This window comes from Janthinobacterium foliorum (genome assembly GCF_978021625.1).
This window is the reverse complement of the sequence record NZ_CDXDQE010000010.1, coordinates 224,312-240,260: the sequence shown is the minus strand read 5'-3', so window position 1 is coordinate 240,260 and position 15,949 is coordinate 224,312. Positions and strand designations below refer to the sequence as shown.

Below are 15,949 nucleotides of genomic sequence, written 5' to 3'. Positions count from 1 at the left end.
GCAACGCGCCTGTTGCAATGATGTTGCAGGACAAAAATATGAAACAAATCGTTTAGAATAAAGCATGCGCCGCCCCACCCATCCCCCGCTCGACCACCGCGACAAGCCCGTCATCTGGACCGTTTCCGTCTCGCGCCTGTTCGACCTGTTCCGCGACATCACGCTCGAATACGATGACCTGGCGACAATCGAGCCGATCAACCTGGGCTTCGACGACGCCGTGCGCCATATTCGCGAACGCATGGCCACGGAGCGCTGCGACGCGGTCATCGCGGCCGGCTCGAACGGCGCCTACCTGAAGGGGCGCCTGTCGGTGCCCGTCATCATCGCCAAGGCCAGCGGCTATGACGTGATGCAGGCGCTGGCGCGCGCGCGGCGCATCTCGCCGCAGATCGGCGTCGTCACCTACCAGGACCCGATGCCGGAACTGGCCGAATTTGCCGCCACCTTCGGCTTCCGGATCTCGCAGCGCACGTATGCCACGGAAGAAGACGCGCGCGCGCAGATCAATGAACTCAAGGCTGCCGGCATCAAGGCCATCGTCGGCGCGGGCCTCGTCACCGACCTGGCCGAGGAAGCGGGGCTGGACGCCGTCTTCGTGTATTCGGCCACCGCCATCCGGCGCGCCTTCGACGACGCGCTGGAACTGGCGCGCCTGACCCAGCTCGAATCTGGCCGCGGCCGGCGCGCCGTCGTCGCCGATACCCTGCGCGCGCGGCACGGCTTGCACGACCTGCGCGGCGAATCCGAGGCGATGGAAGCGCTGCGCCAGTCGGTGGTGCTGTATGCGCGCTCGCCGGCGACGGTGCTGATCCAGGGCGAGACGGGCAGCGGCAAGGAACTGGTGGCGCAGGCGATCCACCGCGAAAGCCCGCGCAGCCTGGGCGCCAACCGCCCCTTCATCGCCATCAATTGCGGTGCCATCGCCGAATCGCTGCTGGAATCGGAGCTGTTCGGCCACGAAGACGGCGCCTTTACGGGCGCGCGCCGGGGCGGCCATGCTGGCCTGTTTGAAGCGGCCAACCACGGCACCCTGTTCCTCGATGAAATCGGCGAAATGCCGCTGGCCCTGCAAACGCGGCTGCTGCGCGTACTGGAAGAGCGCGAAGTGGTGCGCGTGGGCGGCACGCGGCCCATCGCCATCAACGTGCGCATCATCAGCGCCACGCACTGCGACCTGGAGCAGCGCATCCGCGAAGGCCGCTTCCGCGCCGACCTGTTCTACCGCCTGGCCGTGCTGCGCCTGCATTTGCCGGCCTTGCGCGAACGCGCCAGCGACATTCCCGGACTGGCCGAATGGTCCTTGAAAAACGCGCTGGCCGCGCTCGGCGCGCGTCCCCATCCGAACCTGCACGCGGAAATTACCGGCTGCGCACCGCTGCTGCGCCGCTACGCCTGGCCCGGCAATGTGCGCGAATTGCGCAACCTGGCCGAACGCCTGGCCTTGTTCCTGGCCGCCGAACCGCTGCAGGCGCTGACGCCCGCCTTCGTGCTGGGCGTGGCGCCGGAACTGGCCCACGACACGATCGCGGAGGCGCCCCCGGATGCGCCAGCGGCCATCCTCGCGCCGCGCCTGGAAGAGGAAAGCGCCAGCGCCGTGCTGGCGCGTTTCGGCGGACGCCGCGACGCGGCGGCCAGCTACCTGGGCATCAGCCGCACCACGCTGTGGCGCCGCCTGCGCGGCAGCTGATTTTTATCTACCTTTCTGGACGATACCATGGACGACTGGCCTCACTTGCTGGCATTGTGGCAACGCTGTACCCAGCCTTCCGGCGCAGCCGGCGCGCAGGGACTGGCGCACGACAACCAGGACATCCGGGCGCTGTACGCGCGCGGCATCTCGATGGAAGACGCGCTGCTGTTCCTGTACCAGCAGCGGCCCACGCTGGAAGCATTCGCGGCCTGGCTGGCCGTTCGCACGCGCCCGCGCCCGGCCCACGCCAGCAGCCCGCACGAGGACGTGCTGTCGGCCGGCGAACTGCGCCATTTCGAAGAGCACGGCTACCTGGTGCTGCGCGGCGTGGTGCCGCCGGCGCGCTGCGAAGCTGCCCGGCAGGCCATCTGGGATTACCTGGGCGCCAGCGCCGATGCGCCCGCATCGTGGTACCAGCCGCACCCAGGCAAGCGGGGCTTGATGCTGCAGTTTTCCGACCATCCCGCGCTCGAGGAAAACCGCCACTGCGCGCACATCCGCCACGCCTTCCAGCAGCTGTACGGCAGCGGCACGCGCATTTATCCCAGCATCGACAAGGTGAGCTTCAATCCGCCGCAAACGCCGCAGTACCGCTTCGCCGGCAGCGACCTGCACTGGGACGTCAGCCTGCAGCTGCCGATTCCGTTCAAGCTCCAGGGCATGCTATACCTGAGCGACTGCCCTGCGCGGCATGGCGCCTTCCACTGCGTGCCCGGCTTCCAGCACCGCATCGCCGAGTGGCTGCAAGGCGTGCCTGCCGGTCATCCGCCGCGCGCGTGGGCGGTGCAACAGCTGCAGCCGATACCCGTCGAAGGCAAGGCCGGTGACTTCATCCTGTGGCACCAGGCCTTGCCCCATTGCGCCACGCCCAACCACGGTACGGCGCCGCGTATGGTGCAGTACCTGACCTACCTGCCCGAGCACTGCCCGGATCACGCCGAATGGATCTGAACCGCCCATCCCTGCCTGCCGCCGTTCATCCCAAGGCGCTGGCAGCAAGGCTCCGGCACGGCTAGCATGGTCGTCAAGGAGGAAACACCCATGAAACGAACGCTGCACACTTGCATCCTGCTCGCGACGGCGCTGCTGGCCGGCGCCAGCCAGGCCGCCGCGCCCAGGGCATTCACGGTCGAGGTGACGGGCCAGGGCCGTCCGCTGATCCTGATTCCCGGCCTGGCCTCGTCGGGCGAAGTCTGGCAAGGCACGGTGGCGCGCCTGTGCGCGCCGCAGGCCGGACGCCAGTGCCACGTGCTGACCCTGGCCGGCTTTGCCGGCGTGCCCCCCGTCGATGGCGACCTGCTGGCACGCGCCGAAGAACAGCTGGCTGGCTACATCGCCGCGAAAAAACTGGGCCAGCCCGCCATCATCGGGCATAGCCTGGGCGGCTTCCTGGCCCTGAAAATGGCCATCGGCCATCCCGGCCAGACGGGCAAGCTGGTGATCGTCGATGCACTGCCGGCGCTGGGCGCGCTGCAGCTGCCTACCATCACGCCGCAGCAGTTGCAGGACATGGCCGCGCAAATGCGCACCGCCATGCACGGCCAGGATGCGGCATCGTTCGCGGAAGGCCAGCGGCGCAGCGTCGCCGGCATGGCCGGCAAGCCGGAAGACGTGGCGCGCATCCTCGACTGGGGCCGGCGTTCGGACAGGAACAGCGTGATCGACGCCATGGCCACGCTGATGGGAACGGACCTGCGCCAGGAAGTCGCCAAGGTGCAGTCGCCCACCCTGGTGCTGGGCACCTGGGCCGCGTACCGCGACTACACCACCCGCGCCGCCGTGGAAAACACTTTCCATGCCCAGTACCAGCGGCTGCCGGGCGTGCAGATCGCGCTGGCCGACACGGCGCGCCACTTCATCATGTACGACGAGCCGGACTGGATGCTCGGGCGCATCGAACAGTTCCTCGACTAGGCGCGCGCCATGCGGCAGGCACGCCCCCCTCTGCTCGCCCGGCTGCGCTGGTACTGGCTCTTCCAGCTGGCCGGCTGGAGTGGGATCGGCCTGCTGACCCTGCAGAGTCTCAGCTTCAACGGCGTGAGCTGGGCCATCGCCGGCACCAGCTTCTGGGGCGCGGCCAGCGGCCTGGCGCTGTCCATTGCCTGGCGGCGCCGGCTGCGCCGCCAGCAGCTGGTGGGCCGGCATGCCGAGTGGTGGCGCATCGTCCCGGCCGTCGTGACGCTGGGCGTGCTGCAAACGGTCCTCGTGGCGCTGGGGTATGTCGTGCTGCAGCCCTTCGGCAACGTGCGCGGCGTCGACTGGCTGCCGTCAGCCCTGGCCTCGTGGACCGGCACTTTCCTCGTCTGGACCCTGCTGTACCTGATGGCGCAGTCGCTGCGCCGCGCCAACCGCCTTGAAGCCGAAGCGCTGCGCCTGGAAATCCTGGCCAAGGACGCCCAGCTGCGTGCGCTGCAGGCGCAGGTCAATCCGCATTTTTTCTTCAACAGCCTCAATAGCATGCGCGCGCTGATGTATGAAGACCGCGATGCGGCCGCGCACATGATCGACCAGCTGGCCAGCCTGATGCGCCATGCGCTGCAGTCGGGCCAGCACGCGCTGGTGCCGCTGGCGGCCGAACTGGAGGCCGTGCGCGCCTACCTGGCCATCGAGCTGATACGCTTCGAGGAACGCCTGCGCGTCACCTTCGATATCACGGATGGATTGGAAGCGCTGCGCGTGCCGCCCATGGCCATGCAGACGCTGGTGGAAAACGCCGTCAAGTATGGCGTCGAGGCGCACGGCGGCGGCTGCGACATCCGCATCACGGTGCGACGGGTGCGCGACGGCGGCGTGGCCATGCTGCACATCGACGTGGCCAACACGGGTGCCTTGCGCAGCGCTTCGGGCTCGACCTGCATCGGCCTGCGCAATGCGCGCCAGCGCCTGCAGCTGCTGTGTGGCGACAGCGCCAGCCTGGAGTTGCACGAACAGGCCGGCTGGGTACACGCGACGATGCAGTTTCCGGAGCAGCCATGAGCGTGCGCCCCATCACCGTGCTGCTGGTGGACGACGAGCGCCTGGCGCGCGCCGAGTTGCGGCGCCTGCTGGCGGCGCACCCGCAGGTCGATATCGTCGGCGAGGCGGCCAGCGCCGCGGAAGCCGTCGCGCAGATCGGCAAGCTGCATCCGGACCTGCTGCTGCTCGACGTGCAGATGCCGGGCGCTTCCGGCTTCGACCTGCTGGCCGCGCTCGACGACGCGCCCGACGTCATCTTTTGCACGGCCTTCGACCAGTACGCGCTGCAGGCATTCGAAGTAAGCGCCCTCGACTACCTGCAAAAACCCGTGCAGGCGGCGCGCCTGGCAACGGCGCTGGCACGCGCCGGCGCCCGCGTGCAGGCGGCGCCGGCGCCGAGGCCGCGCAAGGTGTTCATCCGGGATGGCGAGCGCTGCTGGTTTGTCCCGCTCGATGCCATTCGCCTGCTGGAATCGGAAGGCAACTACACGCGCGTGTTTTTCGCGGCGCAGCAGCCGCTGATGCTGCGCTCGTTGAACCAGCTGGAAGAACGCCTCGATCCGGCGCAGTTCTTCCGCGCCAACCGGCGCCAGATCGTCAACCTGGCGCAGGTGGAGCAAGTGGCCCCGAATGCGGCCGATGGCCTCGACCTGCGCCTGCTGGACGGCAGCGTGGTGGAAGTGTCGCGCCGCCGCGCGCAGCATTTCAAGGCCGTCGCCGGCCTGTAGCGGCCTTACTTCAGCGCCGGAATCGCCTGCGGCTGGAAGGCCGGGCGCGGCTGCTCCCTGAGTTTTTTCGCCAGCATCTCCAGGGCCACTTCCAGCTGGCGGTCGGCGCCGTTGAAGGTGGCGTGCGGCGGGTTCTCCACCTCCACGTCCGGCACCACGCCCACGCCTTCGATCAGCCACTGGCCGTCGATGCCGAACTGGCCGTTTTCCGCCACGCGCGCCATGCCGTTGTCGGCCAGGCGCGTATTGTCGCTGAGCCAGACGCCGGCGCCCGCCGTGCGCTTGCCCACCAGCGGCGCCAGGCCCAGGGCCTTGATGCCGGCGGCGAAGGTCTCGCCATCCGAATAGGTCAGCTCGTCGACCAGCACCACCAGGTGGCCGCGGAAGGTGTTCTGCATGTTCGACGACGGCTGCACGCCCGGCGGCGCCCAGTAGGCCCAGGCCTTGCGCAGCAGTTTCTCGATGATCCAGCTGTCGATATTGCCGCCGTTATTGCGCCGCACGTCGATGATCAGGCCTTCGCGGTTGATGTTGGCGTAGAAGTCGCGCGCGAACGAGGCGATGTCGTTGGGCCCCATGGCGCGCAGGTGCAGGTAGCCGATGCGCCCTTGCGAGGCGGCCGCCACCTGCTCGGCGCGGCTCAGCTCCCAGTCCCCATAGCGCAGCGCCGTCTGTTTCGCCATGTTGACGGGCTTGACGATGACGGCGCGCGGCGCGCCATTGCCCCGCCTGACCTGCAGCAGCACCTGCTTGTCGGCCTGGTTCAGCAGCAGGTCGCTGATGTCGCGCGCGGCCAGCACGTCGCGGCCATTCACGGCCGTGATCACGTCGCCCTCCTTCACGTCCACGTCGGGGCGCGACAGCGGCGCGCGCGCCGATGGCAGCTCCGCTTCGCTGCGGTAGACATGCTCGACCTTGTAGCCGCCAGCCGTGCGCGCCAGGACGGCACCGAGGCCCGCCGGCGTGCCTTCCTGCTCCGTGCGGCGCAATTCGCCGGGACGAATCTGCGAATGCAGTGCGCCCACTTCAGCCACCATCATGCCCAGCACATCATTGAGTTCGGCGCGGTCCGTGACCCGCTCGACCAGCGGCGCATACTTGTCGCGCGCCGCCTTCCAGTCCACGCCGCGCATCTTCGCGTCGTACAGGAAGTCGCGGTGCAGGCGCCAGGCATCGTTGAACATCTGCTTCCATTCCAGGCGCGGATTGGAAACGAAGGTCCAGTCGTCGACCTTGACCTTGGCCTTGCTCAAGTCGGCCGGCAGCTTGGCACCCGCCTCGATGACCAGCATCTCGCCCGGACCGTTTTCCGCCGCCGTGCGGTAGTACAAATGCTTTTTATCCTGGGCTAGGTCGAATTCGCGCACATTGGCCACCAGCTGTTCCGGTTTCGAGCCGGTATTGCCGATCGCCAAGGTCTTCAGGCTGAACTTGCGCTCGCTGCCTTCGCGCTCGAGGAAATACAGGCGCTTGTCATCGACGGCCAGCGCATCGTAATTGCCCGGCGGCAGCGGCACCTCATACAGGCGCTCGGCCAGGCCCTTGAGGGCGATGTCCGGCAGGCTGGCGGGGGCCTTTTTCACGGCTGCCTTGCCGCCGGCTTTCTCCAGGGCTTTTTCGGCTGCCAGTTCGGCCGCCTTTTCATCGTCCGTCTCGGCCGGCTTGACGCCAGGACGGCTCAGTTCATCGTCGGGCTGAAACGGAAAACGGTTACCCGGCTGCAGCGCCAGCGCATATACGCCGATGCGCTTGTCGAACACGGGGCCCATGTTGCGGTCGCCCCACGGCGAACCGTTGGCCAGCTGGAAATTACGCGCCGACATGAAGTACAACCATCGCCCGTCGGGCGAAAACACGGGCGAGCCGGACGTGTAGCGGTCGCTGGTGACGAACTGCAGCTGTTTCGCGGCGAGGTTGTACACGCCGATCTGCTCGCGCTGCTCGTTGCTGGCCACGCGCACGATGGCCAGGTTGCGGCTGTCGGGCGACCATTGCACTTCGTCGTGCTTGTCCACGCCCGCCTTGCCCGCGTCATCGATCAGCTGGTTGCCTTTTGTCGCCAGGTCCAGCAGCCAGAAGCGGCCCTTCTTGTCCGTGTGCGCCAGCCAGCGCCCGTCCGGCGACGGATACAGTTTCCAGCGGTGGTTGTTGCCCTGCGTCGTCAGCTGCTCGCCCTTGCCGGAACCGTCGGCGGCAAACTTCCAGATTTCATTTTCGCCGCTCGTGTCGACGATGGCGAAGACGGATTTTTCATCGCTGGAGAAAACCGCGTCGCGCGCGCGGGCGCCTTCCGGTATGGCGATGTCGACCCTGCGCTGGCTGCCCGTGCCGGCGATGCTGACACGGCCCCTGGCGGTGAGGATGATGCGCTCATCCTTGCCGGACAGCTGCACATTGCTCAAGGTATCGAGCGGCGAGCGGATCTGGCGCGCGCGCTGCTGGTCGAAGTCGGACACCAGGCTGATGGCCAGCGGCTGCGAGGTGGCTGCCGCCGCCGGTGCGGCCAGGTCGAGCACGTGCAAGTCCGCCCCCAGCTGGTAGACGATCTTGCCGTCGCCCAGGGATGCATTGCGCACGTCCCACTGCGTGTGCGCGGTCAGCGCGCGGCGATCGGAACCGTCGGGCAGCATGCTCCACAGATTGTCGCTGCCGCCCTCGTCGCTGATGTAATAGACGCGGCCCTGCCACCACATGGGACGCTTGTTGTTGCCGGCCAACACCGCGGCATCCTTGTGCATGGGCACGGCTTCAGCCTTGCCGCCCAGGTCATAGCGCCAGAGGGTGGCGTGCGCGCCACCGCGGTAATTGCGCACATTGTCGTTCGTCATGGCCAGGCCGAAACGCGTGAAGTACAGGGTGGTGCCGGCATCGTCGAGCACGGCGTCGTTCGCGTCAGCCACGGGAAACACGCGGCGCGTCTGCTTCACGGGATCGATGGCGGCGACGATGCGGCGCGAGGCAGGACCATCCGTATTTTGCGTGCTCACCAGCACTTCGCCCTGCGCCGTCCAGCCCAGCACCAGCACGCCGCCATTGTCATATGAGATACGGCGCGGCAAGCCGCCTGCCAGCGGCATCACATACGCTTCCTGCGCGCCCTCGTAGGAAGCCGAAAATGCCAGCCACTGGCCATCGCGCGAAATCGCCGCGTTCGTTTCATAGCCGGGATGGGTGGTCAGGCGCTGCGCCGCGCCGCCATGGAGATTGCTTTTCCACAGGTCGCCTTCGGCGGTAAATACGACGGTATCGCCGCGCACGGCAGGAAAGCGGAAATAACTGCCGGCGGCGGCAGGCGCAGCGGTGGCGCTGCCCAGCAAGCCGGCGGAGCACAACAGGAGAGCGAGAGTACGGGAAATTTTCATGTGAGCAGTCTGTCTTCAAAACAAGCTATGAATGGTCGTGGAAACGCAACGACGTGGAGCGTGGCCGACATCGCGAACATGATTCTTGCATAGCTTACGTAAAAGCAATACCTATTTTTAAACAAGGCTATTTACACAACAGTTTCATGCACATTGCCGGATGTACGGACGTAAAAAAACCCGCGCCACTTGCGTGGGCGGGTTTTTTTGCCTGGCGTCTGGGCTGCAGCGATTACTCCACTTCCACCGTTTCCGGTGCAGCCGTTGGCGCCGCGTCAGGCGGTTCCGGGAATTCCAGCAAGACCTGGTCCTTGTCGTCCAGGTCGACCGTGACCTTGCCGCCGGTGACCAGGCGGCCGAACAACAGTTCGTCGGCCAGCGCCTTGCGGATCATGTCCTGGATCAAACGCGCCATCGGACGCGCGCCCATCAGCGGGTCGAAGCCTTTCTTGCCGAGGAAGGTACGCAGCTTCTCCGTGAAGACCGCTTCGACCTTTTTCTCGTGCAACTGTTCTTCCAGCTGCATCAGGAACTTGTCGACCACGCGCAGGATGATTTCCTGGTCCAGCGCGCGGAAGCTGATGGTCGCATCGATACGGTTGCGGAACTCCGGCGTGAACATGCGCTTGATGTCGGCCATCTCGTCGCCAGCCTGCTTCGAGTTGGTGAAGCCGATCGACGTCTTTTGCAAGCTTTCCGCGCCGGCATTCGTCGTCATGATGATGATCACGTTGCGGAAATCGGCTTTGCGGCCATTGTTGTCCGTCAAGGTGCCATGATCCATCACTTGCAGCAGGATATTGAAAATGTCCGGATGGGCTTTTTCAATTTCATCGAGCAGCAAGACCGCATGCGGCTTCTTGGTGATCGCTTCCGTCAGCAGGCCGCCCTGGTCGAAGCCGACGTAGCCCGGCGGCGCGCCGATCAGGCGGCTGACGGCGTGGCGTTCCATGTATTCCGACATGTCGAAACGGATCAGCTCGATACCGAGGATGAAAGCCAGCTGTTTCGCCACCTCGGTCTTGCCCACGCCGGTAGGACCGGAGAACAGGAAGGAGCCGATCGGCTTGTCCGTCTTGCCCAGGCCGGCACGGGCCATCTTGATGGCCGAAGCCAGTGCGTCGATGGCAGGATCTTGCCCGAACACCACGTTACGCAAGTCGCGGTCGATGGTCTGCAGCTTGCTGCGGTCGTCCTGGTTGACCGTTTGCGGCGGAATGCGGGCGATCTTGGCGATGATGTCCTCGATCTCGGCCTTGCCGATGGTTTTCTTCTGCTTCGACTTCGGCAGGATGCGCTGCGCCGCGCCCGCTTCATCAATGACGTCGATCGCCTTGTCGGGCAGGTGGCGGTCGTTGATGAAGCGCGCCGCCAGTTCCGCCGCCGTCGACAAGGCCGAGGCCGAGTATTTCACGCCATGGTGCTCTTCGAAGCGCGACTTGAGGCCGCGCAGGATCTGCACGGTTTGCTCGACGGTCGGTTCGTTGACGTCCACTTTCTGGAAGCGGCGGGAGAGCGCATGGTCTTTCTCGAACACGCCGCGGAATTCCGTGTAGGTGGTCGCGCCGATGCACTTGAGCTGGCCGTTCGCCAGCGCCGGTTTCAGCAGGTTGGATGCGTCCAGCGTGCCGCCCGAGGCCGAGCCCGCACCGATGATGGTGTGGATCTCGTCGATGAACAGGATGCCGTTCGGATTGTCCTTCAGCTGTTTCAGCACGGCTTTCAGGCGCTGTTCGAAGTCACCGCGGTATTTGGTGCCGGCCAGCAAGGCGCCCATGTCCAGCGAATACACGACGGCATTCTGCAGGATTTCCGGCACATCGCTTTGCGTGATGCGGTAGGCCAGGCCCTCGGCGATCGCCGTCTTGCCCACGCCCGCCTCGCCGACGAGCAGCGGATTGTTCTTGCGGCGGCGGCACAGGATCTGGATCACGCGGTCGACTTCGTCCTCGCGCCCGATCAGCGGGTCGATCTTGCCTTCGGCAGCCGCCTTGTTCAGGTTTTGCGTGAACTGGTCGAGCGGGCTTTCCTTCGGCTGGCCGTCGACGGGCGCTTCTTCCACGCCTTCGGAAGCTTTTGCGCTTTCGGTCGACTGGTCCTTGCGCACGCCGTGCGAGATGAAATTGACCACGTCCAGGCGCGTCACGCCCTGCTGGTGCAGGTAGTAGACCGCGTGCGAATCCTTTTCGCCGAAGATGGCCACCAGCACGTTGGCGCCGGTAACTTCCTTCTTGCCATTCGAGGCGGACTGGACATGCATGATGGCGCGCTGGATCACGCGCTGGAAACCAAGCGTCGGCTGAGTGTCGACTTCGCCCGTGCCAGGCACGGTCGGCGTGTTATCGCCGATGAAATTGGTGAGGGTCTTGCGCAGGTCTTCAATATTGACCGCGCAGGCACGCAATACCTCAGCTGCGGAGGGATTATCCAGCAGTGCCAGCAATAAATGCTCAACCGTGATGAATTCGTGCCGTGCCTGCCGAGCTTCGACAAACGCCATGTGCAAACTTACTTCTAATTCCTGCGCAATCATACTTCCTCCATCACGCACTGCAGGGGGTGCCCCGCCTTGCGCGCATGCGTTAAAACGAACTCCACTTTGGTACACGCTATATCTTTAGAGAACACGCCGCACACTCCTTTGCCGTAGCGATGAACACTGAGCATGATTTGCGTCGCCGTTTCACGGTCCTTGTTGAAATACTCCTGAATGATCGCCACCACAAATTCCATCGGGGTGTAATCGTCATTGAGCAAGGCCACCTGGTAGAGCGGTGGCGGCTTCAGCACCTGCCGCTCCAGCAGGGTTTCTGTGTCGTGCTTGGTTGCCATACGCTTATTCTAATGCTTTCACAGTGGTTGTCATGCGCAATATCTACGCCTTTCCAATTGTTTTCAATCTTACGCGTTTTCTTAATACTGCGCAGATGGCGACCTTGCTGTCAAAATCAAGAGTTGCTTTTTTGGTCGTCGTGAAGAATTTGGCAATATCGATGGAAAAGCGCTTGACTTCATTATTTATTCCGCCAACAATGCTGTATCGACTGTTGCAGTAATGTACAGCTTGATAAGAAGTGAGACGTCGAGGAGGGGGCAAGAAGCTTCTTGCTTTTATGGCTCGTGTGATTTGTTTTAATTTTGAAAGTTCTTTTTATGGCAACAGGTACAGTTAAGTGGTTCAATGATTCCAAAGGTTTTGGCTTCATCACCCCAGATGACGGCGGCGAAGATTTGTTTGCTCACTTCTCCGCAATCAACATGAACGGTTTCAAGACCCTCAAAGAAGGTCAAAAAGTTCAATTCGAAGTCACGCAAGGCCCTAAAGGCAAGCAAGCTTCCAACATCCAAGCAGCCTAAGCATCGCCGGCCCTCAGATGTGAAAAACCCCGTTGTCAAACGGGGTTTTTTTTCGCCCGCAGGGCGCGCGGCGCCCTGCAGACTTGCTGCTACATGTGCTCGATCATCACTTCGCCGAAGCCCGAGCACGACACTTGCGTGGCGCCCTCCATCAGGCGCGCGAAGTCGTAGGTGACGCGCTTCGAGGCGATGGATTTCTGCATGGCGGAAATCACCAGGTCGGCCGCTTCCAGCCAGCCCATGTGGCGCAGCATCATTTCCGCCGACAGGATCAGCGAACCGGGGTTCACGTAATCCTTGCCCGCGTATTTCGGCGCCGTGCCGTGCGTGGCTTCAAACATGGCGACGGAATCGGACAGGTTGGCGCCGGGCGCGATGCCGATGCCGCCCACTTGCGCCGCCAGCGCGTCGGAAATATAGTCGCCGTTCAGGTTCAGGGTGGCGATGACGCTGTATTCGGCCGGACGCAGCAGGATCTGTTGCAGGAACGCGTCAGCAATGGAGTCCTTGATGAGGATATCGCGGCCCGTCTTCGGGTTCTTGAACTTGCACCAGGGGCCGCCATCGATCAGCTCGGCGCCGAATTCCTTTTGCGCCAGCGCATACGCCCAGTCGCGGAAGCCGCCTTCCGTGTACTTCATGATGTTACCTTTATGCACGATCGTCACGGACGGCTTGTCATTGTCGATCGCATACTGGATGGCCTTGCGCACCAGGCGTTCCGTGCTTTCGATGGACACGGGCTTGATGCCGATGCCGGAGGTGTTCGGGAAGCGGATCTTCGACACGCCCATTTCCTTGACGAGGAAATCGATGAGTTTTTTCGCGCCCTCGGAACCCTGCTGGTATTCGATGCCGGCATAGATGTCTTCCGAGTTCTCGCGGAAGATCACCATGTCCGTCTTTTCCGGCTCTTTCACGGGCGACGGCACGCCCGTGAAGTAGCGCACGGGGCGCAGGCAGACATACAGGTCCAGCTGCTGGCGCAGCGCCACGTTGAGCGAACGGATACCGCCGCCGACGGGCGTGGTCAGCGGCCCCTTGATGGAGACGACGTAGTCTTTCAGCACGTCCAGCGTTTCTTCCGGCAGCCACACATCGGGACCGTACACTGTCGTCGATTTCTCGCCCGCATAGATTTCCATCCAGCTGATCTTGCGCGCGCCGCCATAGGCCTTGGCCACGGCGGCGTCGATCACCTTGATCATGACCGGACTGATATCGATGCCCGTGCCATCGCCTTCGATGAAGGGAATGACTGGATTATCTGGTACATTCAGCGAAAAATCGGCGTTGACGGTGATTTTTTGGCCGTCAGCAGGTACAGTGATATGTTGATACATCGTGATCTCCGAAGTGGGACACACCGCAGGCAGGCGACACGGGCCGGCAGCGCGCTCTGCGGTTGCAGAGTTTACAAAAAACAAGTGCGGACATGGCGGCAACAACGCACTTTAGCAGGGAAAGCACACCCGGGCCATGCGTATCGCCATGCCGGCCGCCGCATCAAGGAAGCGGATCGCCATGTCGCTGCAGTCTTCTATAAGATATAAGACAAAACATTTCATATTATGCACCAGTATCCTACTAGGCGCCACGCTTTTGCGGCGCCGCCCAGCCGCCATTCGCCATTCGCCATTTATTGCTTGCCTCACTAACACGTCATCCGCATGCCACTCATTCTCTTCAATAAACCATTCCAGGTCCTGTGCCAGTTTTCGCCGCAGGAAGGCCGCGCCACCCTGGCCGACCATTTGACCATTCCAGGCATCTACCCGGCCGGCCGGCTCGACGCCGACAGCGAAGGCTTGCTGCTGCTGACGGACGACGGCCGCCTGCAGCACGAGATCAGCCACCCGGACCGCAAGGAAGCGAAAACCTACCTGGTGCAAGTCGATGGCGTGCCCGATGCGGCCAGCCTGGCGCGCCTGCAAGCGCCGCTGGACCTGGGCGACTTCATCACGAAACCGTGCAAGGCCGTGCGCATCGCCGAGCCGGACTGGCTGTGGCCCCGCCATCCGCCCATCCGCGCGCGCGCGGACAAGCCCACGTCATGGCTGGCGATCACCCTGAAGGAAGGAAAAAACCGGCAGGTACGGCGCATGACGGCGGCCGTCGGCCTGCCCACCTTGCGCCTGGTGCGCAGCGCCATCGGCCCGTTTTCGCTGGCCAGCCACCCCTTGCTGCCCGGCGAATGGTGCGAAGTGCCCGTCGACGGCATCGGCAAGGCGTAAATATCGCAAAAAAAAACAGCCATGCATGCCGGCTTTTGCCAATAAGCATTATTTATTTTTAGATAATGCATTAAAATCATTCCACCTTCACTTAGTAAAAAGGAACGATGATGACAAAAGCAATCCTGGCCATGGCGGCAACCCTGCTGGCCGGCGCCGCGTTCGCACAATCGGGCGCACAAGTGCACGCTTCGGCAGCGACGGACGCGAGCAAGCCATCCCCGGCATCGGCTGCCAGCCATGCATCGGCCGCCACTGACGCCAGCAAGCCGGCACCTCCAGCCTCGGCGACGAGCGCGGCCTCCGCCGCGACGGATGCCGCGCGTTCAGCCGCCTCGACCAAGGCCTCCGCCGCCACCGATGCGCCGCAGCGCCTGATTCCTCAGGCACGCAAGGCGAAACAGCCAGCCGCCGACGAAGCCAAACCGGCGAAGTAGGCAAGCAAGCGAAGCAAGCTTCTTATTGCGTGGGTGACGGCGGCGTGCTTGTTGCTGCCACCCCACGCTTTCCCTGCCGCCGGGCGGCGTGCTTGACCTGGCGCGCACCAGCATGGCTTAATCGCCGCTTCGATTGCCATTGCCCAGCCCCATGAAAAATCTCCTCAGCAATCTCGGTATGTATCTCGGCACGTCCGTCGCCGTGCTGACCTGCACCGGCATGAGCCAGGCGCAAGCCCAGGCGCAGCCCGGCAAAAATCTGCAATTGTCGGCGGGCATGCACCTGATCCAGGCGGAAGTGGCTGCCACGGAAGAGCAGCGCGAGCAAGGCTTGATGTACCGCGAAAAAATGCCGGTGAATGCGGGCATGCTGTTTGTTTTCGGCGCGCCGGCCACGCAATGCATGTGGATGAAGAATACGCCGCTGCCCCTGTCCGTGGCCTTTATCGATGCCAGCGGCAAGATCGTCAATATCGAGGACATGCAGCCGCACACCCTCGACAGCCATTGCTCGAGCAAAACCGTGCCCGTGCGCTATGCGCTGGAAATGCACCTGGGCTGGTTCAAGCAGCGCAATATCAAGCCGGGCATGAATATCGGCAATTTGCCGGCGGCCCGCTAGGCAAACATGTCGCGTGGCCGCGCGCGGCCATGAAAAGCGTGCGCGCACGCGAAAAAACCCGCCAGAATGAATCTGCGGGTTTTTGCTTTTCAACCAGTGCCAGCGTACCGGCACAGACAAGACCGCCTTGGCGGCTTGCCTGCTGGCGAATATTAAGCGGACAGTGCTTTCAAAGCAGCTGCCAGACGGCTCTTATGGCGAGCTGCCTTGTTTTTGTGGATGATCTTCTTGTCAGCGATACGGTCGATGGTCGACACGGATGCTTGGAAGATTGCAGCAGCAGCTGCCTTGTCGCCGCCCTGGATCGCTTTGCGAGCAGCTTTGATAGCCGTGCGCAAGGTCGAACGTTGGGACGAATTGTGTGCGTTTTGCTTAACTGCTTGACGAGCGCGTTTGCGCGCTTGTGCGGTATTTGCCATGGAATTTCCTAAAACAGGGTCAAAGTGCGTTTGCAAACATTAGTGTTTGCCAACCGGTGCGTTCTGTGCGTCTGCCGAACCATGTGTGCCAAACCAGTGCCTGTCAAACATTAGTGTCTGCGTAACAGAATTCTGTACAGCC

Annotated in this window: 14 protein-coding genes; 9 read left to right on the top strand and 5 right to left on the bottom strand. The window is 63.5% G+C overall.

From position 1 onward, the window contains the following. Positions 1-64: 64 nt before the first annotated feature. The 5 genes from prpR to ACZ92H_RS20465 all read left to right on the top strand — a co-directional run bounded on the left by prpR (position 65) and on the right by ACZ92H_RS20465 (position 5,376). Positions 65-1,690, top strand: coding sequence for a propionate catabolism operon regulatory protein PrpR (gene prpR, locus ACZ92H_RS20485; protein ID WP_131373756.1), 1,626 nt, complete (start codon positions 65-67; stop codon positions 1,688-1,690). A gap of 27 nt (positions 1,691-1,717) precedes the next feature. Beyond that, a complete protein-coding gene (locus ACZ92H_RS20480) occupies positions 1,718-2,644 on the top strand; it encodes a phytanoyl-CoA dioxygenase family protein (protein WP_465050831.1) in 927 nt (308 codons plus the stop codon). Positions 2,645-2,734: 90 nt separating this feature from the next. Then, positions 2,735-3,607 (top strand): alpha/beta fold hydrolase, encoded by an 873-nt coding sequence (locus ACZ92H_RS20475; protein ID WP_465050830.1) that lies wholly within the window; start codon positions 2,735-2,737, stop codon positions 3,605-3,607. A 9-nt stretch (positions 3,608-3,616) separates the two neighbouring features. After that, positions 3,617-4,669, top strand: a complete 1,053-nt coding sequence (locus tag ACZ92H_RS20470; RefSeq protein WP_465050829.1) for a sensor histidine kinase — start codon at positions 3,617-3,619, stop codon at positions 4,667-4,669. Beyond that, the gene (locus ACZ92H_RS20465; protein ID WP_465050828.1) at positions 4,666-5,376 is read left to right on the top strand and encodes a LytR/AlgR family response regulator transcription factor; all 711 of its coding nucleotides are present in this window, start codon (positions 4,666-4,668) and stop codon (positions 5,374-5,376) included. Before ACZ92H_RS20470 ends, ACZ92H_RS20465 begins: the two co-directional genes overlap by 4 nt. A 5-nt stretch (positions 5,377-5,381) precedes the next feature. Here ACZ92H_RS20465 and ACZ92H_RS20460 read toward each other — a convergent pair whose 3' ends face one another. The 3 genes from ACZ92H_RS20460 to clpS all read right to left on the bottom strand — a co-directional run bounded on the left by ACZ92H_RS20460 (position 5,382) and on the right by clpS (position 11,570). Next, complete coding sequence (locus ACZ92H_RS20460) at positions 5,382-8,738, bottom strand: S41 family peptidase (RefSeq protein ID WP_465050827.1); 3,357 nt, start codon at positions 8,736-8,738, stop codon at positions 5,382-5,384. Between the two features lie 232 nt (positions 8,739-8,970). Continuing rightward, positions 8,971-11,271: an ATP-dependent Clp protease ATP-binding subunit ClpA gene (gene clpA, locus ACZ92H_RS20455; RefSeq protein WP_092798507.1), complete on the bottom strand. Its 2,301-nt coding sequence runs from the start codon at positions 11,269-11,271 to the stop codon at positions 8,971-8,973. After that, complete coding sequence (gene clpS / locus ACZ92H_RS20450) at positions 11,268-11,570, bottom strand: ATP-dependent Clp protease adapter ClpS (RefSeq protein WP_034751577.1); 303 nt, start codon at positions 11,568-11,570, stop codon at positions 11,268-11,270. The genes clpA and clpS overlap by 4 nt, the downstream gene beginning before the upstream one ends. Positions 11,571-11,891: 321 nt before the next feature. Here clpS and cspE point away from each other — a divergent pair, with 321 nt between their 5' ends. Then, a complete protein-coding gene (gene cspE, locus ACZ92H_RS20445) occupies positions 11,892-12,095 on the top strand; it encodes a transcription antiterminator/RNA stability regulator CspE (RefSeq protein WP_010395943.1) in 204 nt (67 codons plus the stop codon). Between the two features lie 89 nt (positions 12,096-12,184). Here the strand turns inward: cspE and icd are convergent, their stop codons facing one another. Continuing rightward, positions 12,185-13,438 (bottom strand): NADP-dependent isocitrate dehydrogenase, encoded by a 1,254-nt coding sequence (gene icd / locus ACZ92H_RS20440; protein WP_465050826.1) that lies wholly within the window; start codon positions 13,436-13,438, stop codon positions 12,185-12,187. A gap of 327 nt (positions 13,439-13,765) precedes the next feature. Between icd and ACZ92H_RS20435 the strand changes: the two genes are divergently transcribed. The 3 genes from ACZ92H_RS20435 (at position 13,766) to ACZ92H_RS20425 (ending at position 15,388) form a co-directional block, all read left to right on the top strand. Next, the gene (locus ACZ92H_RS20435) at positions 13,766-14,329 is read left to right on the top strand and encodes a pseudouridine synthase (RefSeq protein WP_131373762.1); all 564 of its coding nucleotides are present in this window, start codon (positions 13,766-13,768) and stop codon (positions 14,327-14,329) included. A 110-nt stretch (positions 14,330-14,439) separates the two neighbouring features. Then, positions 14,440-14,766: a hypothetical protein gene (locus tag ACZ92H_RS20430; RefSeq protein WP_465050825.1), complete on the top strand. Its 327-nt coding sequence runs from the start codon at positions 14,440-14,442 to the stop codon at positions 14,764-14,766. A 178-nt stretch (positions 14,767-14,944) separates the two neighbouring features. After that, positions 14,945-15,388 carry a DUF192 domain-containing protein gene (locus ACZ92H_RS20425; protein WP_465050850.1) on the top strand — a complete coding sequence of 148 codons (444 nt, stop codon included), beginning with the start codon at positions 14,945-14,947 and terminating at the stop codon, positions 15,386-15,388. A gap of 152 nt (positions 15,389-15,540) precedes the next feature. Here the strand turns inward: ACZ92H_RS20425 and rpsT are convergent, their stop codons facing one another. Then, the gene (gene rpsT / locus ACZ92H_RS20420; RefSeq protein ID WP_010395935.1) at positions 15,541-15,807 is read right to left on the bottom strand and encodes a 30S ribosomal protein S20; all 267 of its coding nucleotides are present in this window, start codon (positions 15,805-15,807) and stop codon (positions 15,541-15,543) included. Positions 15,808-15,949: the final 142 nt, after the last annotated feature.